This window comes from Flavobacterium commune (assembly GCF_001857965.1).
GTDB lineage: Bacteria > Bacteroidota > Bacteroidia > Flavobacteriales > Flavobacteriaceae > Flavobacterium > Flavobacterium commune.
This window is the reverse complement of record NZ_CP017774.1, coordinates 3,125,229-3,150,929: the sequence shown is the minus strand read 5'-3', so window position 1 is coordinate 3,150,929 and position 25,701 is coordinate 3,125,229. Positions and strand designations below refer to the sequence as shown.

Below are 25,701 nucleotides of genomic sequence, written 5' to 3'. Positions count from 1 at the left end.
GTCAAAAAAAGAATAAGATAGTAAGCTAATTCTTTTTTCTATATTTCATCCAAAATTGTTTTACTACTTTTGCAGTTCCAAAAACTACGACTATGTCCACAGCAAAAAAAGACTATAAAAAAATTACAACAAAGTCTCTAATTGATATGAAAGCACAAGGAGAAAAAATCTCCATGTTAACTGCATACGATTTTACAATGGCTAAAATTGTAGATTCTGCCGGAATTGATGTAATATTGGTGGGAGATTCAGCTTCTAATGTGATGGCGGGACACGAAACTACTTTACCTATTACCTTAGACCAAATGATTTATCACGCTTCTTCGGTAGTAAGAGGAGCCGACAGAGCATTAGTTGTAGTCGATTTGCCTTTTGGAAGCTACCAATCGGATCCAAAAGAAGCCTTGCGCTCAGCCATTCGAATCATGAAAGAAAGCGGTGGTCATGCTGTGAAATTAGAAGGAGGAAAAGAAATTAAAGAATCCATCAAAAAAATATTAAATGCAGGAATTCCTGTAATGGGACATTTAGGTTTAACACCGCAATCTATTTATAAATTTGGAACTTATACCGTAAGAGCTAAAGAAGAACAAGAAGCACTCAAACTAATTGAAGATGCTAAATTATTAGAAAAACTAGGTTGTTTCTCTTTAGTTCTAGAAAAAATCCCGGCAAAATTAGCCCAACAAATAGCCGAAAGTATTTCTATTCCTGTAATAGGTATTGGTGCCGGATCAGGCGTTGATGGCCAGGTATTGGTTATACACGATATGCTGGGAATGAACAACGAATTCAGTCCTAGATTCTTACGCCGATATATGAATCTTTACGAAGGAATGACCTCTGCCATTAGTCAATATGTTGATGATGTAAAATCGAAAGATTTTCCAAACGAAAAAGAACAATATTAGTGATTTCATAGGTCTTAAAAATATCCTTTTTAATAAATCAACAAAAGATAAATGCTCCAAACTCCACATACTTTTATAGTTATTCCTTGTTATAACGAAGAAAATGCAATTTCTAATGAGTATTCTCATTTCTTAGAAAATTATCCCGAAGCTACAATTTGCTTTGTAAATGATGGTTCGACTGATAATACGCTTGCAATCTTAGAGCAATTAAAACAAAAACACCCTACGCAAATTGAGTTGCTGCCATTACAGAAAAATGTGGGAAAAGCCGAAGCCGTTAGACAAGGTGTTCAATATTGCATAAAAAATTTCAATTTTAAATATGTTGGTTATCTGGATGCCGATTTAGCTACAACGCTAGAGGAATTCATGCTTGTTGAAAACAATTTAGAAAATGATATTGTTTTTTGTTTTGGTTCTAGAATCCGAAAAATAGGTTCGACTATCGAAAGAGAAAACAGTCGATTTCTTATAGGTCGAATTATTGCCACCTTTATTTCAAACATTTTAGATATTAAAGTATATGATACTCAATGTGGCTGTAAAGTTTTTACAAAGGAAATTGCGTCACTTTTATTCGAAAAAGAATTCATTTCGAAATGGCTTTTTGATGTGGAATTGTTTTTTAGAATGCTCAATCATTTTGGAAAAGAAAATGCCCTGCAAAAAATGAAAGAAATCCCGCTTAAATCCTGGATTGAAAAAGGAAATTCAAAAGTCAAGCCTACTTATTTTTTCAAACTGTGGCTTGATCTATACAACATCAAAAAAAGATACACTAAATAATAATCAAAGATATGTTGAAAACGTTCTTAGAGAAATTCAAATCGAATAATTACATTCTTTTCTTTTCGGTAATTGTACTAATCCTTTTTAGATTATTACTCACAGCAAGTATTCCGTTGTTAGACAAAACAGAGGCTCGTTATGCCGAAATTGCCCGAATTATGTGGGAAACGAATCAATGGATTGTTCCCGAAACCGATTATGGTGTTCCTTTTTGGGCTAAACCACCTTTATCAACCTGGACATCTGCAATTGGTTTTCTCATCTTTGGTGTTAGTGCATTTGCTGCTCGTTTTCCTTCTTTACTCATCAATGTGCTGATTATTATTTTATGTGGAAAATTAGTAGAGAAAAAAGGAGCTTCTTTTTATCTTCCCGGCTTTATCTTATTGACTATGCCCGAATTTTTAATTCATACCGGAGTAGTTTCTACTGATACCACTTTATTATTTTGCGTTACCTTAATGATGGTTTCGTTTTGGAAAGCTATTAATAGCGAAAAAAGAAACTATTGGAATTACCTCTTTTTTATAGGATTAGGTTTGGGATTTCTAGCCAAAGGACCGCTAATTATGGTATTGACATTCCCTCCGCTTTTTGTATGGTGTTGCTTGGACTGGAATCGATTCAAATTGCTTTTTTCAAAATTTGCAATTTTTATTGGAATACTTATCACGGCAATCATTGCAATTCCCTGGTACTATTTTGCAGAACAGCAATCGCCTGGATTTTTAAATTATTTTATTGTAGGCGAACATTACAAACGCTTTGTAGAATCAGGCTGGAAAGGTGATTTGTACGGAAAACCTAAAACACAGCCTATTGGGATGATTTGGGCATTTATGCTCGCATTTGGATTTCCATGGGTACAAATTGTGTTTTACAAACTTTGGAAAAACAGAAAAAATATTCTTCACAATAGCTGGATCAGCTTTTTAGTACTTTGGTTGCTATGGACACCTGTTTTCTTTACTATGTCCAAAAATATTTTACATACTTATATGTTGCCTGTAACGGTACCAATTATGTTATTAATGGTTCATTATTGGGAAGATTTCAAAAGTAAAAAAGTGCTTTTCCGTCTAGGATTATTTTTCCCGGTAGTAATTTTTGTGTTTTACTTTGGTTTTGTAGCAACTGGAAATTTAGATTACAAAATGAACTCCGATAAGTACATGCTGGAGCGTTTAGACATTCAAAATCAAAATATTCCTTTGTATTATTGGCATGAAAAAAATTATTCCGGACAATTTTATTCGAATGGAAAAGCGCAATTGGTTAAAAACGAACAAGAATTAGACTCGGTTTCTAAAATTCATCCTAAGTTTTTCTTAGTAACATTAAAAAAAGCGCAACATAGTATTCCGGAAAAACAGCTAAGTAAAATGATTTTAAAAGATGAAAATTACAAAACTGCTATTTTTATATCTAAATAAACCGGATTAATGAAAGAGCTTTCTACTAAAAACAACCTTCAGGTTTTGCATGAAGACAATCATATTATTGTTGTCAATAAACGTGTGGGTGATATTGTTCAGGGCGATAAAACAGGCGATAAACCACTAAGCGAAGTTGTAAAAGAATACATTAAAGACAAATACAACAAACCCGGCGAGGTTTTCCTTGGTGTGGTGCATCGTTTGGATCGTCCCACAACCGGAATTGTGGTTTTTGCCAGAACCAGCAAGGCTTTAACCCGATTGAATGATTTATTTAAAAACAGAGAAACTCAAAAAACTTATTGGGCGGTTGTAAAAAATAAGCCTTCGCAAAACGAAGCGAAACTACTTCATTACATCAAAAGAAACGAAAAAAACAATACTTCTAAGGCACATATTAAAGAAGTTCCCGATAGCAAAATGGCGAGTTTAGATTACCGAGTAATCAAAGAACTCAACAATTATTTTGCATTGGAAATCAATTTACACACAGGAAGACATCACCAAATCAGAGCCCAATTAGCCGCAATAGGAAGTCCTATAAAAGGCGATTTAAAATACGGTTTTGATCGCAGTAATCCCGATGGAGGTATTCATCTACATGCGCGAAAATTAGTTTTTGTACATCCAGTTTCCAAAGAAACACTTACTATTGTTGCAGCTGTTCCAAATGACGTTATTTGGAACGCAGTATAAATTGTACTGTAATTCCGTTTCAAAAAAATAAAAAACCGTAGCTTTATAGCTTAATTATTGGCATTAGAACAACTATGAAATCAAATAAAGACCGCATTCAAAACTTAAAAAACAATGGTTATTCCTTAGAATTTGAAACTGTTTTTAATCTTGCTTTTGAAAATTATAAAAAAATTGCACTGTATGCCGGTTTATTAATTTTGGTTTTCTCAGTCTTTTTTATAATTGCTGCCCTGATTATTATTGCATTTACCTACGGATTGGATAATTTTCAGCAATTAATAACCCCTGAAAACTTAGATTCAAAAAAACTATCCGATGATTTTTTACTAACTTACATAGGTGGTGCTACTTTGTTGAGTTGTTTTATTAGTCCCTTTTTTGCAGGACTGATTAAGATGGCGCATTTTGCTCAAATAGATGAGGAATTTCATGTAGCTGATGTTTTTGAATTCTATCGTTTTTCTTATTTCAAAGAGCTTTTTTTAGCCACTTTAATCATCTCAATTCTAAGCATGGGTTTTTCTTCGATTCTTGATGCAACCGGGATTCCTATGTTAGGATTCATCGCTTCTTTAACTGTTTCAGTGCTAAACCTACTTACAATTCCGTTAATTATTTTCAGTAAATTCAACGCTATAGAAGCCATAACAACAAGTGTTAATTTGGTTTTAAAACAACCACTACTGTTATTTGCTTTAATGGTTATTGTTTATTTGGCTATCCTGACCGGAATTTTCTTTTTCTTCATTGGATTTTTCTTCACCCTGCCTTTTATGTACTCCATGTATTATGCTATTTACAGCTGCATTATCGGATTTGAAGAATAAAAAACTTTCTCTCAATCTTTTTCAATAAAAGCGGTACTTTATCTTTTTATTATTGTTATTTTTAGCAAAATTTCCATAACTATTTGTTAAAACATTACGATTTTAATTGTTCAAATATGATACAATACTATACTTTTTTATTCAATCAGCTTACAGAAAGTATTGCTTTAAGTCTTAGTAAAAATTTATCAACAATTAGAATGTTTGACATAATGAATCAATTGCCCATTGATAAAAATCTATACCGAACAGTGGTTCCGTTTATATTTTTTATCATTTTTTTATTGATTTATAAGTTTCATAAAATTAAATATGCCTTAGGAAATAAATTCATAAAAGATTTTACGCCTCAAAATGCTGAAAACAAAGAATGCCAACTTCACTTCCTGTTTTTAGGACTAATCGTTTTAATATTAGAACTAACCTTTGAGTTTTTTAAATTAAGACCTAAAAGTATGCTGATTACTAATGTAAGCATCTCATTATTATTAATGACTATTGCTTATTTAAGTACCCAATTTGAGTTCATATTCCGCAACATAAAAAAGATATTCCGTATCGTTTTCTTTCTTGGATTTCTTAAAGTTGCTTCTAATTTAATCTACTCAAGTAACGATAATATTCCGTTTATAAGTTTTTTACTATTTGTTTTTTTCTCATACAACATCTTAAAACCCTTAAAACTATACGTCCTTTTTGTATTATTTACCTTTAGCTATCTCATTGGTATTTCAATACTAAATCTGGCACCTCTGGACAACATTACAGTTGTTTTCAATTATACCTTAGTTGTAGTTTGTATCAATTTTATTCGCCACATGTCAATTCAGGATGTGAACGAAAAATTTCAATTCAACAACCAAATTATAAATAAAGGAAATTCGCTAACGATGGCAAAAAACAGAAAAAACGAAATTGTTTTTTGCAGCGAAAATGTAGCATCTGTATTGGGGTACAGCGTTAAGGAAATTATGGGTTATGGTTATTATAACTTAACCGATAATCCCGAAATAACTTCCAAAGAATCTTTTGAGAGTCAAATAAACGATAAAGTTTTTGTTAGGAAATTAAAATGCAAAAACGGACAATACAAATTCATCCAATGGAAAAACAAGCAATTCTCTGACGATTTAATTATAGGAATTGGTCAGGATATTACCAATGAAATTCATATTCAAAATCAATATAAAAATTTAGTCGAAAATGCACCCGATTTTATTTATGAAATTGATCTTGAAGGCAAAATTGTTTTTGCCAACAATTATACTTTAAAAACCTTAGGATACGAAGAAAACGAAGTAATAAACGAGCCTTATTCTCGCTTTATTCGCAAAGATTATCTTAGTCTCATTGACACTTTTTACAAGAACCAGCCAGAGAGTAACACTGAATTTCCTGTACTGGAAATCCCTGTTTTAAGAAAAAACGAAGAAACGGTATGGATTGCTCAAAAACTCATGATTAGTCAGGATGATTTAGGAAAAATTAAAGGTTATTCAAGTATTGCCCGGGATATTACTTTTATCAAAAACATCGATATTGAAAAACAAAAAAGAGAAGAAAAAAATAAAAAATACAACGAGAATTTAAAACAATTTACTGCTAAGAGTTATTCAACCGAAGAAACCTTAGAAAGCAAATTAAGACTAATACTCGAAAATACCGCAAAAACTATCGAAGCCAACCGAATTAGCTATTGGGAATATTTAGACGACAAAATCAAATGCCTTCAATTTTATGATTTAAAATCAAATGAATTTGCTAATGGTGGCGAATTATTAAAAAAGGATTTTCCTAAATATTTTAATTCCATCGAAAACAAAACTCCATTAGTGGCAACAGATGTTAGCACCAATCCGTTAACAAAAGAATTGTATGCTAATTATCTGAAAAAAAACGATATTTATTCGATGATAGACACTCCGGTTTTTATCAACGGAGAACTAATCGGTATTTTATGTATCGAAGTGACCGATGCTATCAAACAATGGGATAATGAAGATATTAATTTTGCCAGAGCCATTGCCGATAGTATCACCATAGCATTTGAATCAAAAAGAAGACTCGAAGTAGAACAAAAACTGACTTACAAAAGTGATTTGCTTTCGGCAATGAATTTATGTACCGAACGATTCCTGAAGGTTAAAAACATCGATGCTATTTTTACCGATTTACTTATTATCATTGGAAAATCAACCAAATCCTATCGCAGTTTTTACTACCAGCACAACTACGAAAATCAAACCATTAGCCAAAAATACCGTTGGACAAGCGGTAACGATTTTTTGAACGAAACAAATCCCGCTTATCAAAATTTACCCTATGCTTTTTTTGGTGGTTTCAATCCTAATATCATCGAAAACAGAGCCTATCATGTTGTTACTTCAGCAATAGAAAACCCCGGATTAAAACAAAAACTACAAGCATTAGACGCAGTTTCCTTAATGTTGTTTCCGGTTTTTGTTAAAAACAAATTACATGGTGTACTGGGATTGAATGATTTGAATGAAGATCGCGTTTGGGCTGAAGACGAAGTTCAAATTTTGCAAACTTTAACAATGAATATTGGATCTTCGATAGAAAGAATTGAAAATGAAATTACTATTAATGAAAGCGAAGAAAAATTTAGATTATTAGCCAATAATATTCCGGGAACGGTCTATTTATCTGAAAATGATGAGGATTATACTAAGATCTATCTAAACGACGAAATTGAAAAACTAACAGGTTATCCTAAAGAAGATTTTCTTGAAAAAAGAATCATTTATAAAAATTTAATCCATCCCGACGATTTAGAAAAAACACTTTTAAAATCAAGCACCAAACTAGCAAAACTGGAAGCTTTTCATTTAACCTATCGCATCATCAACAGTAAAGGCGAGATTGTCTGGGTAGATGAATTTGTAGATACTGTTGTTAAAAACGGTGAAATTAAATATATCGAAGGCATCATGCTCGATATCAGCAAACGAAAAGAAGCCGAAAAAGCAATTAAAGCTAAAGAATATGCCGAAACAGCTAATAAAGCCAAATCGGAATTTTTAGCTAATATGAGTCATGAAATCAGAACGCCTCTCAATGGAATCATCGGTTTTACCGATCTACTGATGAAAACAAAACTGGATCATATTCAGGAAAAACACATGATTACAGTCAATCAATCGGCACTTACCTTGCTGGAAATTGTCAATGATATATTGGATTTTTCAAAAATAGAAGCCGGTAAACTGGAATTACACATTGAAAAACAGAAAATAAAAGAATTACTAACTCAGGTTATCGACCTGATTCAATTTGAAGCAAATCAGAAAAAACTAAAATTAGAATTAAATATTGCACAGGATGTTCCTGATTATTTCTGGATAGACATCGTTAGAGTCAAACAAGTATTAATGAATTTACTGTCTAATGCTGTAAAGTTTACCGAAAAAGGCTCTGTAAAATTAGACATCAGTGTAGAAGAAAAAATAAACGATAACCAAACTAAAATTCGCTTTGCAGTTATTGATACAGGAATAGGAATTTTAGAACAAAATCAGAAAAAAATATTCAAAGCCTTCTCACAGGAAGATAGCTCAACAACCAAAAAATTTGGAGGTACAGGTTTAGGATTGACTATTTCAAACAAACTATTGAACTTAATGGATAGTCGCCTAAAATTAAAAAGTGAAATAGGAAAAGGAAGTTGTTTTTATTTTGATTTGGATTTAAAAACAAACAATCAAAAATTAGAAATAAAAACAGCCGAACAATTAACTGTTAATGTCGAAAATTTCAATTTTTTCAAAGAAAATCCTATCTTTAAAGATGCTAAAATTCTGCTTGTTGAAGACAATAAAATCAACATGCTTTTATTAAAAACCATTATCAAAAATACCATTCCCGAAGCTAAAATTTTTGAAGCAGCAAATGGTCTTGAGGCAATCACACAATTTGAAACCATTTTACCCGACATTATTTTTATGGATATTCAAATGCCAATAATGAATGGTTATGAAGCCACCGAAGAAATTAGAAAACTTACATCAGGAAAAAATGTTCCTATTATTGCCATAACCGCCGGAGCCGAAAAAGAAGAAAAAAGTAAATGCCTCGAAATAGATATGAATGACTATATTTCGAAACCAATTGTAAAAGGAGTCGTCGAAAAAACACTCGCTAAATGGATTAAATAATCTTAAAAAAACACTCAGCTATGAAATGGAAAGGCAGAAGACAAAGCGATAATGTAGAAGACCGAAGAGGAATGTCTTCTGGAGGAAAAACCATTGTGGGTGGAGGAATTCTTGGAATCATCATTTTACTACTCAATGTTTTTGGTGGAGAAAATGCCCAAATGATTACTCCTGTTTTAGAACAACTCAATCAAGGACAAAGTCAACAACCTACAGAACAACGGGACTTAACCGCCAAAGAACTCGAAGAACAAGCCTTTGTAAAAACCCTGCTGGCTGACAATGAAGATGTTTGGACTAAAATATTCGAAGAAAACAATTTAACTTACAAGAAACCTAATGTAGTCTTATTCAGTGGTGGAGTGCAAACTGCCTGTGGAAGTGCCACTTCCGATTCCGGTCCTTTTTATTGCCCTGCCGACCAAAAAATCTATATGGATTTAAGCTTTTTTGAAGAACTTAAAACCCGATTTGGAGCTCAGGGAGGCGATTTTGCGACCGCTTACGTCATTGCTCACGAAATTGGACATCATGTTCAAACATTATTAGGCACTTCGGCTAAAATGAGACAAATGCAACAGGGAAAAAGCAAGGCTGAAGCCAATAAATTATCCGTTGCCTTAGAACTTCAAGCCGATTTTTATGCCGGAGTTTGGACACATTACAACCAACAAATGAACAATATGCTCGAAGAGGGCGATATTGACGAAGCACTAAGCGCAGCCCATGCCGTAGGAGACGATGCTATTCAAACCAAAATACAAGGTCATATTGTACCTGAATCTTTCACTCATGGCACTTCGGAGCAACGCAAATATTGGTTCTTGAAAGGGTATCAATCAGGAGATATTAACCAGGGAAATACTTTTAAGTAAAATGATACTAACCCCCAATCGCAATCATAGAACGATTGTCCTGATTCAAAACAGGATTGTCAACGTCTTCAAGAGTTGTCATCCCAGCTCTTACTTTCTTTTTATTTTTAATCGCTGAGGCAATAATACTTTCAATAGCTTCTCCATTTCTGTAAGGAGTCAACAAATCGGTTTCTGAATTTGAAAAGAGGCAATTCTTGATTTTTCCATTTGCCGTAAGGCGAATTCTATTGCAACCATCACAAAACGGATTCGTAATAGAACTAATGATTCCGAAGCTTCCTAAATAGTTTTTTATCTTGAATTCTCGGGCTGTAAAGTTTTTTTCATCTTCTAGTTTCTCCAAATTGGATTCCGAAAAATGAGCTGAAAGTTGGTTTAAAATCTCCGTTTGAGAAACCATTTTACTCCTGTCCCACTGGTTTCCGGCAAAAGGCATGAATTCAATAAAACGAATCGAAATAGGTAAAAACTCCGTTAGATTAATAAAATCAATGATTTCGTTATCATTAAAACCTTTAATCAAAACCACATTTACTTTTACCTTAAAATCATTATTAAGCAGCAAATGTAAATTATCAATTACTTTCTCAAACTGATTACGAAGCGTAATGGTGTTGAATTTGGACGCCACTAAAGTATCCAGACTCAAATTGATTTTTTTGACTTTAAATTGCTTTAAAACTTCAATATGTCTGTCAATTAAAATTCCGTTTGTAGTTATCGAAATTTCGGTTTCTAATTGAGATAATTTTTCTATAATTTCAGGAAAATCTTTTCGCAACAGCGGTTCTCCTCCTGTTAATCTTATTTTGTCAACTCCATTATTTACAAATGTTTGGGCAATAGCAAAAACCTCGTCAGCGGTCATCAACTCTTTTTTAGGAGTCAATGCTATTCCCTCTGCCGGCATGCAATAGGTACAACGTAAATTGCATTTCTCTATTAAAGAAATGCGTAAATAGTTGTGTTTACGACCAAAATCATCCGTCAATATGGTGTTATTTGGTATCATGATTACTCCCTTTTAGGATGTGAAAAACATGCAAAACATGTGGAAAAACAGCATCCATAGATTCTTTCGCCCCATTAACCGAACCCGGCAAAGCCAAAACTAAGCTATCACCGATAGTTCCCGCCACTGAACGCGAAAGCATCGCATAAGGCATTCTGTCCTGTCCATAATTGCGAATAGCTTCTTCGATTCCCGGAATTCTATTTTCTAACAATGGCTCTAATGCTTCTGGCGTAACATCTCTTGGCGAAAGCCCTGTTCCTCCGGTAAAAATGACCAATTGATTTTCCTGAACGTATTTTTTAGTTCTGTCCTGAATGAAATCAACTTCATCAGGAATAATTTCGTAATGCGTCGTTTCAACACCGTAAGATTCCAGTTTTTCAACTATAACTTTTCCGGAACGATCTTCTTTTTCTCCCGCAAAAATAGAGTCCGAACAAACAAAAACAGCTGCTGTTAAAACATCACGGAATCTGTTTTTATAAGATGATTTTCCGCCTTTTTTCTCTACTAATTTAATAGTCGAAATTTCGATGTTTTTGTCAATAGGTTTTAGCATATCATACATCGTCAATGCCACAATAGACGCGCCGTGCATGGCTTCCACCTCTACTCCAGTTTTATAAACGGTTTTCACCGTAAAAAGAATATCAATCGTTAAATCCTTGATTTCATAAGCCACCGCCGTATATTCAATCGGCAATGGATGACAATCAGGAATAGATAAATGCGTATTTTTTACAGCAAATAAACCCGCCGTTTTAGCCATTTCAAGCACATTGCCTTTGGGAACCAAATTTTTCTCAATAGCTTCAATCGTTTCCGGCAAACTTACTTTAACAGTTGCCATGGCTGTTGCCGAACGTAACGTACTTATTTTATGGGTAATATCAACCATTATTATTTATTTTGCTTCCAAATGAAATCTTCATTCTCAAATATTTCTTTACCAAAGATAGGCACATCGGTCTTAATCCAATTCACAATAGCCTCTGTAGCTTCATAAACCTGCGTTCTATGTCCCGCCGAAACAAAGACAAACAAACAAATTTCGCCTGCTTTAACCACACCTAAACTGTGGTAAATGTGCATGCAAACCAAATCAAATTGAGCGAAAGCCTTTTCTCTGACTGCAGTCAAAGCTTCATTTGCCATTTCTTCATAAGCGGTATACTCTATCGCTTTTACTACATTTTCTTCATGAATATCGGCGCGAACCTGACCTAAAAAAATATTGTGTGCCCCAATCGTATGCTTCCCTTGGTGTTTAGCTATCGATTCGGCTATGAATTCAGGAGAAATTGCTCCTTCTATAAAAACTTTTTTACTCATTTTTTTATTTTATAAACTGTCCGCTAAACAATAGCACACAGATGAAACTGATTTAACAGATTTTTTTTAAAACATATAAGTCATATAAGTTTTATTTTATGTCTTATTTTTAGTTCAACTATTTTCATAAATAAGGCCATATAAGGCAAAACGATTTTTTATGTGACAATAAATTATTCTTACTACTTATATGTTCTTATTTTAAAGCTATAACTAAAAACTTAATTTTAGAACAAAAACTTATATGACTTATATGGTAAAAAAATATTATATCTTTCTAAATAGAAACAGCATTGCTGGCAATCACTTCTACTAATTTTAAAGCACCACCTGCAATACTTTGTACTTTTAAAAAGGGATGTTTTTTAAGTATTTCAACTGCTTTTTTACTTCTCATTCCCGATTGGCAATACACCAATATCGTTTTATTGGAATCCAATTGATCTAAATTCTCTTCTAACTCAGAAAGTGGAATTTGGATTGTATTAAGCAAACTCACTTTTGGTAATTCCTCTTCATTTCTAACATCCAGAAATAGAACATCAGGATTATCGATTTGTTCTAAAGCTTCGTTAGCTGTTATTTCTAAAACTGTATTTTCAATTCCATTGTATTTTTTTTCGAAATCCAATCGGCTTAATGCAATCGAATTGATTTTAACCAAATCAAATTTTTGCTGGTCGTTATTGAGCATATTGTAAATCAACAATTCTCCCGAAAGAACATTGCCAATTCCAAGAACCATTTTCAAAACTTCATTGGCTTGAAACATTCCAATAATTCCCACAGAAATCCCCATTACTCCCGAATCAACACAGTTTTTACTGTTTGAGGATTCATCCGGAAAAAGACAACGATATGTAGGTCCGTTTTGATAATTAAATACTGAAACCTGACCCTGGAATTTATAAATAGAGCCGTAAACAAAAGGTTTATTGGTTACAACACAGGAATCGTTAATCAAATATTTGGTATGCAAATTATCGGTTGCATCGACCATAATGTCATAATATTCGAATAATGGAATGGCATTTTTAGCATTCAAAGTATCCGTAATGGCATTAACTTGTATCGAAGGATTCAAAGACAAAGCCATTTCTTTAGCTTCCAGTGCTTTTGATTTTCCTATTGCATCATTTCTGTAAATTACCTGACGCTGTAGATTACTGATTTCAATGGAATCATCGTCAATAATTCCTATTTCCCCGATTCCGGCTGCTGCCAAATACGGCAAAATTGCCGCACCCAAACCACCGGCACCAATAATCAATACCTTAGCTTGACCTAGTTTTTCCTGGCCTTTTTCGCCAACTTCAGGAAGTATAATTTGTCGATTGTATCGCATAATTGCTACCAATTAAGAAATTGTTTTTTTTAACCTCCGGCAAATGGAGGCAACAAAGCAACAACATCATTAGTCATTAACATGTAACTGTTTTTGTCTTGTACCAGTTTTTGATTGACCGCAATACTATAAGAAAGCGAGCCTAAATCATATTTTTGTTCTAATTCATCTACTAATTCCTGTAAAGATAGATTAGAAATAGGAAGATTTTCTCCTTGTACCTTTGTTTTCTCGGCTACAGCACCAAAATATTTTACACTTAGCATTATTCGATTACATTTAGATTTTGAAAAATAAATTCATCTTCAGTATAAGCCGCTTTAGTAAAAACAGCAAGTTCAGAAATATGATTTACCACCTCGCCTATCACGATAATTGCTGGTGAAGCCAATTTATGTTCTGCTACTAATTTACTGATAGAACTTACTGTTCCTATTACTTTTTTCTGGGTGTCTTTGGTTCCGTTTTGAATGATTGCAACCGGTAAATCATCGGTTCTATTGTTTTGATAAATAGATACAATTTCGTCCAGTTTATTCATCCCCATCAAAATCACCACAGTAGCCGACGATTGTGCTGCCAAACTAACGTCTGTAGATAATTTGTGTGCCGAAGTGGTTCCTGTAATCACCCAAAAACTCTCCGAAATTCCGCGTTGTGTTAAACTGATTCCATTTGAAGCCGGAACTCCTAAAGCCGAAGATATTCCCGGAACGATAGCCGTTTGTAAACCATGTTTTTGAGCAAATTCAATTTCTTCACTTCCTCTACCAAAAACAAACGGATCTCCTCCTTTTAATCGCACCACATGACCGTGTTTTTGAGCCATAACCACAATCAATTCGTTTATTTGATCCTGAGTATAGGCGTGACAACCAAAACGCTTCCCTACAAAAACAATCTCTGTTCCTGCAGCAGCATATTGCAATAAGTCTTCATTCACAAGTGCATCATAAAGCACTACATCAGCATCTCCTAAAGCTTTTATGGCTTTTATGGTAATTAATTCCACATCGCCAGGTCCAGCCCCTACAATTGTCAACTTTGGTGTGTTAGCATTTCTCATATTCTTCAGTATAAATTGGTATTCAGTTCATTTAATTCAGCAAGCGAATTGATATTTCTAAATTGTTCGCTTCGCTCTCCCGCAACTTCAATTATTTGATGATTCACTTTTTCTAACAAGCGCATCATTTTTAAATCATTTTCTTCTATCGCCTTTTTCAAAATCGGAATTATTTTTTTCGAATAAATTCCTATCAAAGGATGGATTTTATTGGCATCTGAAAAAACAGAAACGTCAAAATCCGTTGTATGTTTTGTTATTAATTCCGATAATAATTCGGTCGAAATTAAAGGAATATCACAACTTAATATCAAATTGATTTCAGACTCTGAATGAACCAAAGCCGAATAAATTCCGCCAATAGGCCCTTTGTCTAATTCAATATCTTTAATTTTTTTATAGGGCAAATAATCGTAATCGGATGTATTTGTCACTAATTGTATTTCATTACTAATGGGCAAAAACGCTTCGATAATATGCTCTATAAACGGCGTTCCCTGAAAAAGCACCAATCCTTTCTCCGACTGCATTCGGCTACTTTTGCCTCCACAAAGAATTGATACAGTTACTTTTTTCATTTTTCTTTCAATTAAAAGGCAAAACTACAACTTCCTGATTCGCCTTAACATGAGTAATATCATGTGGTACAACAATAAAACTATTTGCAATCGAAAAAGTATTCAACATCGCCGAGCTTTGACTATCTAAAACAGTCACCTTTTCATCTTCATACAAGGCTTTTAAAAACAAGGTCTTTCCAGATGTATTATTAAAAGCAGCACTTATTTTTCTCTTCATTTCCGGTAAATGTATCGCTTCAAATCCCATCATTTTTTTCAAAGCAGGAAAAGCATATACATAAAAGCAAGTCAGTGACGAAGCCGGATTTCCCGGTAAAGCAAAGACAATTTTATTTTCTTTTCTTCCAAAAAACAAAGGCTTACCCGGTTTTTGATTGATCTTATAAAACAACTCAGTCACTCCGTTTTTCAACAAGGCTTCTTTGACATAATCATAATCCCCAACAGAAATTCCACCTGAAATCAACACCACATCAAAATTAGCAAGACAGCTTTCTACCGCTTTTGTTGTCTTTTTTAAACTATCTTTTACCTTAAAAACTGTCGGTTTATATATCCCAATAGTTTTCAAAGCTGCTTCCAGCATCAGCGAATTACTCTCGTAAATCTTTCCTTTCGGCAATTTATTTCCGGCAGCAACCAATTCGTTTCCAGTAACTAAAATAGCTACTTTTGGTTTTTCATACACCTTGATTTTTGTAATTCCCAAACAGGCTAAAAAACCAATAGCTGCCGGAGTAATTACTGTATTTACATCAAAAACCAATTCTCCTTTTTTAATTTGCTCTCCTTTTGCTCTTACATTGGCACAAGCCTCTGGCATTTTTTCAATTTGAAGCAAATTATCGGTTCTTGTTGTATGCTCTTGCATCACAACAGTATCAGTATCATCAGGAACAAAAGCACCGGTAAAAATGCGAACCGCCTGATTTCCTGCAACTTTTTCATCTAAAAAATCCCCCGCCTGAGTCGTTTTTACCACTTCAAACTGCGTCAAATCGCTGTAAGTAAAAGCGTATCCATCCATCGCCGACTGACGGAAAGGAGGCATATTTATTGGAGAATAAATAGCTTCTGCCAAAACATATCCCAGTGATTTACTCACTTTGATTTTTGAAATTGGCATTTTCGAACAATTCTCTGCAATTATATGTAAAGCCTCGGCTACTTGAATCATAAAAACTGATTTTTAAAACTAAGTATAAATACTTATACAAATATACGTAATTTTGATTTGTATTGTTATAAATTAACGGTTTTAAAGAGCGAAATACAATAAATAAAATTTACTCTCTATAAATTGCGAAAAAACAAATTTTTAATTGCTTTTTGTTACAAATCTTTAAAGTGTGTTTTCACAAAAGCACTTTGAATTTGGAATTTTGTTTGCTAAAATCACCTAAAAAGCTATTCATTAGGCAAAACCAAACTGGATGTAATTTGCTCTAAAACCTCAAAAGCGGTTTCGGCCATTTTGTTTCCTTTAGTATCCAAAAGCGGGTTGATTTCGCAAAATTCAATACAAATCACTTTTCTGGAAGCAATAATTTGATTAATAATTGCAATCACTTCATATTGATCGAATCCTTTTGAAACGGGTGTCCCAGTTCCATTGGATATCAAATCACAATCCAATGAATCCACATCAAACGAAATATAGATCATATCGCAATTAGCCAATTGTGTCAATGCCCTTTCAACACAAGCTTCTAATCCTTTGTAACGAACTTCTTCAACCCTGAAATTTTTAATACCTAATTCAGCGATTTGTTTGTCCTCTGCCTCTTCAGTATCACGAACGCCAAAATAAATTAAATGTTCCGGGTCAATCTTAGCCGCTTCAATCCCAATGTGTTTCATCTCCTCCCAATGTTGTTGGGTTTCAGGAATGACTTCATTAATTTGGCATTTCAAATTATCCAAAGCTAAGGCTGCCGCCAATGGCATTCCGTGAATATTTCCAGATGGAGAAGTATAAGGCGAATGCAAATCGGCGTGAGCGTCAATCCAAATCACTCCAAGAGTTTTATGCGGATAAACGGCTTTAATTCCGCTTATTGTCCCCAATGCCGAAGAATGATCTCCTGATAAAACGATAGGCAAAAAATCTGCCTCTAAATTTCGTTTTATGGTATAGGAAACACGGGTACACTGCTCTAAAACAAACTCGATTCTCTTGGCAAATGTGTTCCTGTTCTTATCATAAATACTTTCGTTATGTGTTTTTACATCTTCAAAAGTAAATTCGTTAAAATACTCACTCCCGCGATTAATGGCAGCCACTTCTAATGCATCAACCCCTAAATCAGAACCACGAGTTCCACCACCAATATCCGAGCGATTTTTTATTAATTTAACTACCCGATCCATAGTGTTTTATTTAAAATCGTTTAACGCTTTTTCGATAATAGAAAGACAATCCTGAATTTGATCTTCGGTGATAACCAATGGCGGAGCCAAACGAATTTTGTTTCCATGAGTAGGCTTGGCTAGCAAACCATAATCCCTGAATTTTAAACAAATTTCCCAGGCCAAATCAGATTCTTCATTACAATCAATTACAATCGCATTCAACAATCCTTTTCCTCTTACTAGAGAAATCAGAGGATTTCTTGAAGCAATAGCATTCAATCCGTCTCTTAAAACTACTCCTAAACGCTCTGCATTTTCGGCTAATTTTTCTTCTCTTACCACTTCAAGCGCAGCGATAGCAACAGCTGCTGCCACAGGATTTCCGCCAAAAGTAGAACCGTGTTGTCCCGGTTTAATCACATTCATAATGGCATTATTAGCCAAAACTGCCGAAACAGGATAAACACCTCCCGAGATTGCTTTTCCTAAAATCAAAATATCGGGTTGCACATTTTCATGGTTTACAGCCAATAATTTTCCGGTACGCGCAATTCCGGTTTGCACTTCATCAGCAATAAATAATACATTGTGCTTTTCGCATAATGCTTTGGCTTTCGCCAAATAACCTTCGCTGGGAACATAAACTCCCGCTTCGCCTTGAATAGGTTCAACCAGGAATCCTGCGATATTTTTAGATGATTCCAGTACTTTTTCTAAAGCATCCAGATTATCATACTCAATTTTTATAAAACCATCGGTAAAAGGACCAAAACTTTTGCGGGCCGTTTCGTCATTAGAAAACGAAATAATGGTAGTAGTTCGTCCGTGGAAATTATTTTTGCAAACAATAATTTGCGCCTGATTTTCATGAATTTTCTTTACTTCATAGGCCCATTTTCTACACAGTTTCAAAGCGGTTTCCACTGCTTCGGCACCTGTATTCATTGGCAATACTTTGTCAAAACCAAAATATTTGGTCACATATTCTTCATAAACACCCAATTGGTCATTATAAAAAGCGCGGGAAGTCAGCGTTAATTTTTGCGCTTGATTCACCATTGCTCCCACAATTTTAGGATGACAATGTCCTTGATTTACCGCTGAATATGCCGATAAAAAATCATAATATTTCTTTCCGTCAACATCCCAAACAAATACTCCTTCTCCTCTTTCCAGAACTACTGGCAATGGATGGTAATTATGAGCTCCATAATGATCTTCTTTACTAATTAAGACTTCTGATTTAGAAGAGAGTATTTGTTGTATTTGTTCCATGATTTTTATATTATAAACTAATTCTACAAAAATACGCATATTTTGCCGCCTATCAAAACCTTAGTCAAAGAGTTCAAACACCAATAAAAGAAGACAATTGCCCTGTTTTTAAGCCAATAGAAAAGAAGTTTTGCTAAGTACTATTTTAATACACTTTTTATTATATGACTGTCCGCTTAGCGGACTAAATAAAAAAATAGGCCACGGATGACACTGATTGAACAGATAAAAACAGATTTTTCATAGCTCTTTGTAAATTACAATCTGCGATAATCCGTTAAAATCAGTTACATCTGTGTGCCATTCTAAATAATTGGTAAAAGAAACGGATAGTAATATTTTATTAAATTAATTTTCAGATATTTGTAAATATGCCCTTATTTAATTGTTATCATTTATAAAATGAAAAAAATAATTTACTTCCTTGCCTTTAGCTGTATCGCATCTTGTCAAAGTACTAAAGAAACGGCCACTAAAAGCCTCTTTTCTCCAATAAAATATAGTAATTCCATCACTGCTGATGAACTAAAAACACATCTTTATATTGTAGCCAGCGATTCGATGCAAGGTCGTGAAACGGGTTCTATTGGTCAAAAAAAAGCTGGCAAATACCTCATTAGTCAATATCAAAAAGACAAAATCCCTTTTCCTAAAGGAGCTCAAAATTATTACCAGCACGTCCCGGAAGCTTTTTTGAATGCTAAACGCAGTCAAAAATTACCGGATTCTGAAAATATTTGGGCATACATTGAAGGAACTGAAAAACCAGATGAAGTCATTGTAATCTCTGCACATTATGATCATGTAGGTACAAAAAATGATGCTATTTTTAACGGTGCCGATGATGATGCTTCCGGAACTGTAGCCTTACTCGAAATGGCTCAGGCTTTTAAATTGGCTAAAAAAGAAGGCCACGGCCCAAAACGTTCTATTTTATTACTCCATGTTACCGCCGAAGAGCACGGTTTACATGGTTCCCGCTATTATACCGAAAATCCTTTGTTTCCTTTAAAAAACACGGTTGCCAATATTAATATTGACATGATTGGACGTCGTGACGACATCCATCCCAACACCAACAATTACGTTTATTTAATTGGAGCTGACCGACTTTCAACTGAATTGCATCAGATTTGTACTTCAGTAAACGAAAAATACGTTAATCTGGATTTAGATTTCAGATTCAATGCACGTAATGATCCTAACAATTTCTATGGACGCTCCGATCATTATAATTTTGCTAAAAACGGCATTCCATCCGTTTTTATTTTTAATGGTGTACACGCTGATTATCACAGAAAAACAGATACTCCTGACAAAATAGAATACGATGCTCTGGCAAAAAGAGCCCAACTTGCCTTTAACATCGCCTGGGAATTAGCCAACAGAGAAAACCGAATTGTGGTGGATAAAAAATAAAACGTTAGGTTTCCACACGAATTACACTAATTTACACGAAATACTTTTCACAGTCTTTATTCCACGAATCTACCAAAGGCAAAAAAAAATTTGTGATAATTAGTGAAATCTGTGTGAAACTTTTTTTAGCTGAAACTTTGTGAACTTAGCGAAAAACTTAGCGAACTTTGCAGTTAAAATTATTACACAATATCAACATACAAAAATGAAATTTAAAGCAGTACTGTTCGACTTAGACGGAACCCTCGTAAACTCACTTATAGACATCGCCGATTCGATTAACAAGGTGCTTCAGGAACGCAACTTCCCTACTCATAGTTACGAAGTCATCAATGATTTTATAGGCAGCGGACTTCGAAATTTGGTTACCAAAGCACTTCCCGAAACCCATAAAGACGAAGCAACTATCGAAAGTACTTTTCAAGCCATGATGACAAATTACCGCGAGAATTGTACCAACAAAACCATAGCCTACGACGGAATTATGGAGCTTTTAGATGAATTAAAATCTAAAAACATCAAATTAGCCGTATTATCCAATAAAGCCGATGAACTGACCAAGAAAATTGGACTTACATTATTTCCTGATTATTTCGAAATTGTCATGGGTTTAAAGAGCGAGGCAACAAAAAAACCAAATCCGGCAGCTGCCATTGAAATCAGCAAAGATTTAGGTTTTTCTACTGAAGAATTCCTTTATGTTGGTGATTCGGGGATTGATATGCAAACGGCAAAAAATGCCAATATGCATGCAGTAGGTGTGCTTTGGGGTTACAGACCAGAAGAAGAATTAGTTACCGAAGGTGCCCAATCAATCATCAATCATCCGCTAGAATTATTGGAACTTTTATAATTTGAATTTAAAAAATAGCCCACGGATAAGACTGATTTTACAAGTCAAATGTAGCAGCTTCAGAAATAAAAAAACAGCCACGAATTACACGAAATAACACAAATTTAAATGTTATAATATTCCACGAATCTGCCAAAGGCAGATAAAATTTGTGTAATTTATTTTTAAAATCACTGATATTTGTGCAAAATAGTGTGATTCGTGGCAAAAAAAATTCGTATGGTTGTTGTAACTGATATAAACAGATTGTTGCTATTAGTGTTCACATTTCTAAATTAGTTTAAAACAACAAAAACATGAAATACAAATGCATCATTTTTGATTGCGATGGCGTACTGGTAGATAGCGAAGCTATTTCTATTGGTACCTTAGTCAGCATGGCGAAATTACATGGAGCAATCATTGATGAAACCGAAGCACACCAATTGTTTTTAGGGAAATCACTTGAATTTTGTTTTGACTATATTGCTGATTTGGCCAACAAAAAATTACCAGCTGATTTTGAAGAGGAATTCAGAGCACGCACTTTCGAAGCATTTCAAAAGCATTTGAAACCCATAAAAGGAATTCATGAATTATTGGCCAAAATCAACGTTCCAATAGGCGTGGCTTCAAATGGCCCGGCCGATAAAATAAGACTCAATTTAACCACCACCCAATTGATTGATAAATTTGAGGGGAATATTTTTAGTGCTTATGACATTAATAGTTGGAAACCCAATCCCGAATTATATCTTCATGCAGCCAAAACCATGGGATTTGAAGTTAAAGATTGCGTTATTATCGAAGACAGTCCTGCCGGTGTTCAGGCAGCTTTAGCAGGAGGTTTTGACGTTTTTGGTTTTACCAATCACGCTAATTTTGATGCTTTACAGCAAATGAATATTCCGCTATTTGATGATATGACACAACTTAATTTACTTTTACAATAATTCAATTATGACTACACATTTGGCTTTACTTCGCGGTATTAATGTTTCCGGGCACAACATGATGAAAATGGATGCCTTGCAAAAAATGCTCGAAAACATTGGATTTACCAACGTAACCACTTACATCCAAACCGGAAATGTATTCGTAACAACCGAAGAAGAAAATCCGGCCGCTGTAGGTTTCAAAATCAAGCAGGAAATTTTCAAAGCCTTTGGCCATGATGTTCCTGTAGTGGTAACCAATAAAGCCGATTTAGAATCCTGCTTAAACAACAATCTCTTTATAAAAGAAAAAGAGGTTGATACTAAAAAACTCTATGTGGCTTTTGTATCGATGGAATTACACAAAGACCGAATTCACGACCTTAAAATGAGCGCTGTAAAACCTGATGAAGTACATATTGACAAAAACAGAATTTACATTAAATATGCTGTTTCAGCCGGAAAAACCAGATTAGATCAAAAATATATCGAGAAAAGATTGAATCTTATTGCTACAATCCGAAACTGGAATACGGTAAATCAGTTGCTAAAAATGTATGAGGAATTCGAATCAGAATAAACTATAATCAGGGGCATTCATCTTTAAAAATTTTCACCACAAACCTGTCTGCCGACAGGCAGGTTACACCAATAGTCACAAATTATCTCCCTTTTTAATTACACGAATCTGCCAAAGGCAGATAGAAATTTGTGTCATTCGATTTTAGTTTGATTAAAATTTGTGACAATTGGTGTAATTCGTGTCCAACTTTTTTTTAAAACTAACACATTAAACTACAATAAGAATCTGCTTATTTTTTCAGCTAAAAATTAACATTCTGCCAAAAAGCAGTACTTCAATTTCTAAATCCATAAAAAACGCTTTAATCTAAGTAATTTTGATTTAAAAATACGTATTTGTACTTATTTTTATCTTACATTTGTTTTATTCAAACTTGAGTTCAACTCATCAATTAAAGAACAAATGAGAGGAATTACTACCGACTGTACTAGCTGTATCAATGCCAATTGCTTTATTAAAAAACATTTGCATCTGGAAAAGATGCAGGATTTTGTTTTAGAAAAAACCAATTATACCTGCAAAAAAGGACAACAATTCATGATTGAAGGTGCTCCTATGCAAGGACTTTATTTTATATACAAAGGAAAAGTAAAGGTTCTAAAAACAGGTATTTACGGAAAAGAACAAATTGTGCGTCTTACAACCGATGGAGATACGTTGGGATTCAGGGGTTTTGGAACCAGTAACCGTTATTTAGTGGCTGCTTCGGCTATTGAAGACACTGTTTTATGCAATTTCAGTAATGATGTGATGCACTCCATTCTTAAATCGATTCCGGAATTTACCTATGACATGATGCTTTTTTATGCGGAAGAATTGAATAAAAGTGAAAACAGGGTCAAAAAAATCGCCCAAATGAATGTGCGCGAAAGAGTTATCGACATCTTATTGTACTTACTTAAAAAATTCGGCCACACTAATAACCTGCTAAATATCAATCTTTCAAGAAAAGAAATCGCCGATTTTGCCGGAACTACCGATGAACAGGTTACACGTATTCTTTCCAGTTTAAAGAAAGAAGGTGTTATCAAAATAGTCAATAAAAAAATTGGTTTATTGCAGGTGGACAAGCTGAATAACGAAATTATAGAGCATAAATAATTGCTGTATTCAGCCGTCAGCAAAATTATCTTTTTAAGGTTCTTGATACTCCCGAAATTTCGGGATCCGAAAAAGCTGTTCGCATTTTCTGAAAACCCACTCGAACTGACGTTTGGATAATTTATTCTAAAGCCTTCAAAATGGCTTTTCGCTTGATTTTTCCGCTTTCGGTTATTTCAAATTCCGGGACAAAAAATACTGCCTTGGGTTTTTCGTATTTATCCAAAACTGTAAAAATAAAGTCATCAAGCACTTGTTTTTCACCTTCGATAACTAAAACTAATTTTTCTCCTAAATCAGCATCAGGAATACCCCCTACAAAGAAACGAGCCGCAATTGCATCGGCTAATTTTTCTTCTATTTTTTCAGGAATCAGTTTGACACCACCACTATTCACCACATTATCAATACGCCCTAAAAGTACAAACTGATTATCATTGATAATTTGTACCAAATCGTTCGTAAACAGACGTTCCTCGCTCAGTTGTGGCGCATCAATAACCAAACAATCATTTTCATTTTGAGAAATGCTTACATTGGGCAAAATAGAAAAAGCCCGCTCCCCTATTTTCTTAGCGGCTATATGCGTAATGGTTTCGGTCATTCCGTAGGTTTCATAAACTTTAGTGCTAACATTTAAGAGTTTATTTTCTAAAGAATTAGCCATCTTAGCACCGCCAATAATGAGTTTTTTAACCTTATGCAATTCGTTCAACGAGTTTTGAACCTGCAAAGGAACCATCGCAACAAAATCATATTTTTTGTTTACATTTTCTAAGGGATTGGTATTTGGAGCGACAAAATCAATTTCCAAACCTAAAATAAAACTCCTAACCAGCATCATTTTGCCGGCAATAAACTGAACCGGTAAACAACACAAAGCAGTATCACCTGGCTTTAATTTAAAAAAATCTCCTGTGGCTAAAGCCGAATTAACTAAAGCCTGTTTGTTTTTTCGAATAATTTTAGGTGTTCCCGTAGTTCCGGAAGTCTGCAAATCGATATAGGGATTATCATCAAACCAATCGAGTAAAAAATCGCCTATGGATTTTTCATACTCATTGCCTTCTTTTATCAGATAATAAGCTGCAACCCGCAATCCATTACTGTCAAAATGAACTCCGTTGAATTTAAAAAAATTATGAATATTTCTATAAGTAACTTTTCTCATAAATTATTTGTTTACATCAATTCGACCCGTGAGTTTTTCTTTCCAATTGTTCCATTGGTACTTTTTACTAAAAACAAACAAAAGTAAAGGGTAAACCAGCACTACCGGCAAAATAACATCTACTCCCGCCTGAGGTTCTGACAAATCTTTAAAAATAGAATGGGTTTGAAAAGCCGACCAATCCGAAGTGATTAACAAAGCTCCGATTAGGTTATTGGCAGCATGAAAACCTAAGGCCAATTCCATCCCTTCATCCATCAAAGTAATGATTCCCAGAAACAATCCCGTCCCGATATAATAGACAAAAATGATGTTTCCTACTTTGGTAACTTCGGGATTAAAAAAGTGCATTCCTCCAAAAATAACCGAAGTCATCAATAAAGGAAACCATTTATTTCGAGCCAAATTAGCAAAGCCCTGCATCAAATAACCTCTAAAAACATACTCTTCGGTACTGGTTTGAACAGGAATTAATACCACCGCAATAATAAACAAAACAGCAAAAGGAATGGGTTTAAAATCTAAAACATACAAACTGGGATTCGAAAAATAAAACACTAATGTTGTTACAATTGAAAATACCGACCACAATCCGAAAGAAAACCAAATTCTGCTCCAATCGACTTTTTTTCTGGAAGTGGTTACCGATAGTAATGTTTGTCGATGCAAATATTTGACAACAAAATAGATTCCTCCAAAAGCAAACACAAACGAAATTAATAATAAAAAAAGAGTAAGATTAGGCTCAAAAAAACGCATCACCCCCTCATTTGTTTCCGGATAACTCGCTCCGCTAAGAATTGTTTTTCCAATAACCGCCAATAATAAAGGAAGCTGTCCTACAAAAGAAGCCGTAATAATAAAAAGCGAACCCAATAAATATTTCCAAAATTTATTTCCCGAATGAATTCCTTGTTCTATAAACATCTATTTTATGATTTTATATAGTCCTATTTAACTTTCAAAAGCTATTTTT

General features: G+C 34.1%; 24 protein-coding genes. 12 read left to right on the top strand and 12 right to left on the bottom strand.

Annotated features, from left to right (window positions below; genetic code table 11):
• Positions 1–92: 92 nt before the first annotated feature.
• The 7 genes from panB to ypfJ all read left to right on the top strand — a co-directional run bounded on the left by panB (position 93) and on the right by ypfJ (position 9,715).
• Entirely contained in the window at positions 93–911 is an 819-nt protein-coding gene (panB, locus tag BIW12_RS13160) for a 3-methyl-2-oxobutanoate hydroxymethyltransferase (protein WP_071185534.1), read from the top strand.
• Positions 912–962: 51 nt separating this feature from the next.
• The gene (locus tag BIW12_RS13155; RefSeq protein WP_071185533.1) at positions 963–1,700 is read left to right on the top strand and encodes a glycosyltransferase; all 738 of its coding nucleotides are present in this window, start codon (positions 963–965) and stop codon (positions 1,698–1,700) included.
• Between the two features lie 11 nt (positions 1,701–1,711).
• Positions 1,712–3,136, top strand: a complete 1,425-nt coding sequence (locus tag BIW12_RS13150; protein ID WP_071185532.1) for an ArnT family glycosyltransferase — start codon at positions 1,712–1,714, stop codon at positions 3,134–3,136.
• Positions 3,137–3,145: 9 nt separating this feature from the next.
• Positions 3,146–3,835: an RluA family pseudouridine synthase gene (locus BIW12_RS13145; RefSeq protein WP_071185531.1), complete on the top strand. Its 690-nt coding sequence runs from the start codon at positions 3,146–3,148 to the stop codon at positions 3,833–3,835.
• 74 nt (positions 3,836–3,909) lie between these two features.
• Complete coding sequence (locus BIW12_RS13140; RefSeq protein WP_071185530.1) at positions 3,910–4,665, top strand: hypothetical protein; 756 nt, start codon at positions 3,910–3,912, stop codon at positions 4,663–4,665.
• Positions 4,666–4,781: 116 nt separating this feature from the next.
• Positions 4,782–8,840 (top strand): PAS domain S-box protein, encoded by a 4,059-nt coding sequence (locus BIW12_RS13135; RefSeq protein ID WP_071185529.1) that lies wholly within the window; start codon positions 4,782–4,784, stop codon positions 8,838–8,840.
• 20 nt (positions 8,841–8,860) lie between these two features.
• Positions 8,861–9,715: a KPN_02809 family neutral zinc metallopeptidase gene (ypfJ, locus tag BIW12_RS13130; protein WP_071185528.1), complete on the top strand. Its 855-nt coding sequence runs from the start codon at positions 8,861–8,863 to the stop codon at positions 9,713–9,715.
• A gap of 7 nt (positions 9,716–9,722) precedes the next feature.
• Here ypfJ and moaA read toward each other — a convergent pair whose 3' ends face one another.
• From moaA to rocD, 10 genes are all read right to left on the bottom strand, one after another.
• The gene (moaA, locus tag BIW12_RS13125; protein WP_071185527.1) at positions 9,723–10,730 is read right to left on the bottom strand and encodes a GTP 3',8-cyclase MoaA; all 1,008 of its coding nucleotides are present in this window, start codon (positions 10,728–10,730) and stop codon (positions 9,723–9,725) included.
• Positions 10,717–11,631, bottom strand: a complete 915-nt coding sequence (moaCB, locus tag BIW12_RS13120; protein ID WP_071185526.1) for a bifunctional molybdenum cofactor biosynthesis protein MoaC/MoaB — start codon at positions 11,629–11,631, stop codon at positions 10,717–10,719. Before moaCB ends, moaA begins: the two co-directional genes overlap by 14 nt.
• Positions 11,632–11,633: 2 nt before the next feature.
• Positions 11,634–12,065, bottom strand: a complete 432-nt coding sequence (locus BIW12_RS13115; RefSeq protein WP_071185525.1) for a molybdenum cofactor biosynthesis protein MoaE — start codon at positions 12,063–12,065, stop codon at positions 11,634–11,636.
• 277 nt (positions 12,066–12,342) lie between these two features.
• Positions 12,343–13,410 carry a HesA/MoeB/ThiF family protein gene (locus tag BIW12_RS13110; protein ID WP_071186421.1) on the bottom strand — a complete coding sequence of 356 codons (1,068 nt, stop codon included), beginning with the start codon at positions 13,408–13,410 and terminating at the stop codon, positions 12,343–12,345.
• Positions 13,411–13,439: 29 nt separating this feature from the next.
• Complete coding sequence (locus BIW12_RS13105; protein WP_071185524.1) at positions 13,440–13,676, bottom strand: MoaD/ThiS family protein; 237 nt, start codon at positions 13,674–13,676, stop codon at positions 13,440–13,442.
• On the bottom strand, positions 13,676–14,476 hold the full coding sequence (cobA, locus tag BIW12_RS13100) for a uroporphyrinogen-III C-methyltransferase (RefSeq protein WP_071185523.1): 801 nt from the start codon (positions 14,474–14,476) through the stop codon (positions 13,676–13,678). The genes BIW12_RS13105 and cobA overlap by 1 nt, the downstream gene beginning before the upstream one ends.
• A 5-nt stretch (positions 14,477–14,481) precedes the next feature.
• Positions 14,482–15,054 carry a molybdenum cofactor guanylyltransferase gene (locus BIW12_RS13095; protein ID WP_071185522.1) on the bottom strand — a complete coding sequence of 191 codons (573 nt, stop codon included), beginning with the start codon at positions 15,052–15,054 and terminating at the stop codon, positions 14,482–14,484.
• Between the two features lie 7 nt (positions 15,055–15,061).
• Positions 15,062–16,234: a molybdopterin molybdotransferase MoeA gene (locus BIW12_RS13090; protein ID WP_071185521.1), complete on the bottom strand. Its 1,173-nt coding sequence runs from the start codon at positions 16,232–16,234 to the stop codon at positions 15,062–15,064.
• A 230-nt stretch (positions 16,235–16,464) separates the two neighbouring features.
• A complete protein-coding gene (locus BIW12_RS13085; RefSeq protein WP_071185520.1) occupies positions 16,465–17,427 on the bottom strand; it encodes an arginase in 963 nt (320 codons plus the stop codon).
• A 6-nt stretch (positions 17,428–17,433) separates the two neighbouring features.
• The gene (gene rocD, locus BIW12_RS13080) at positions 17,434–18,684 is read right to left on the bottom strand and encodes an ornithine--oxo-acid transaminase (RefSeq protein ID WP_071186419.1); all 1,251 of its coding nucleotides are present in this window, start codon (positions 18,682–18,684) and stop codon (positions 17,434–17,436) included.
• Between the two features lie 402 nt (positions 18,685–19,086).
• Here rocD and BIW12_RS13075 point away from each other — a divergent pair, with 402 nt between their 5' ends.
• The 5 genes from BIW12_RS13075 to BIW12_RS13055 all read left to right on the top strand — a co-directional run bounded on the left by BIW12_RS13075 (position 19,087) and on the right by BIW12_RS13055 (position 23,554).
• Positions 19,087–20,103 carry a M28 family peptidase gene (locus tag BIW12_RS13075; protein WP_071185519.1) on the top strand — a complete coding sequence of 339 codons (1,017 nt, stop codon included), beginning with the start codon at positions 19,087–19,089 and terminating at the stop codon, positions 20,101–20,103.
• A gap of 205 nt (positions 20,104–20,308) precedes the next feature.
• On the top strand, positions 20,309–20,956 hold the full coding sequence (locus BIW12_RS13070; protein WP_071185518.1) for an HAD family hydrolase: 648 nt from the start codon (positions 20,309–20,311) through the stop codon (positions 20,954–20,956).
• 296 nt (positions 20,957–21,252) lie between these two features.
• The gene (locus BIW12_RS13065; protein WP_071185517.1) at positions 21,253–21,888 is read left to right on the top strand and encodes an HAD family hydrolase; all 636 of its coding nucleotides are present in this window, start codon (positions 21,253–21,255) and stop codon (positions 21,886–21,888) included.
• A gap of 7 nt (positions 21,889–21,895) precedes the next feature.
• The gene (locus BIW12_RS13060) at positions 21,896–22,450 is read left to right on the top strand and encodes a DUF1697 domain-containing protein (protein ID WP_071185516.1); all 555 of its coding nucleotides are present in this window, start codon (positions 21,896–21,898) and stop codon (positions 22,448–22,450) included.
• A gap of 405 nt (positions 22,451–22,855) precedes the next feature.
• The gene (locus BIW12_RS13055; protein WP_071185515.1) at positions 22,856–23,554 is read left to right on the top strand and encodes a Crp/Fnr family transcriptional regulator; all 699 of its coding nucleotides are present in this window, start codon (positions 22,856–22,858) and stop codon (positions 23,552–23,554) included.
• A 121-nt stretch (positions 23,555–23,675) separates the two neighbouring features.
• On the opposite strand, the gene BIW12_RS13050 is transcribed toward BIW12_RS13055, so the two are convergent.
• Positions 23,676–24,725, bottom strand: a complete 1,050-nt coding sequence (locus BIW12_RS13050) for an AMP-binding protein (RefSeq protein WP_071185514.1) — start codon at positions 24,723–24,725, stop codon at positions 23,676–23,678.
• A gap of 3 nt (positions 24,726–24,728) precedes the next feature.
• Entirely contained in the window at positions 24,729–25,652 is a 924-nt protein-coding gene (locus BIW12_RS13045; protein WP_071185513.1) for a CPBP family intramembrane glutamic endopeptidase, read from the bottom strand.
• Between the last annotated feature and the right edge of the window lie 49 nt (positions 25,653–25,701).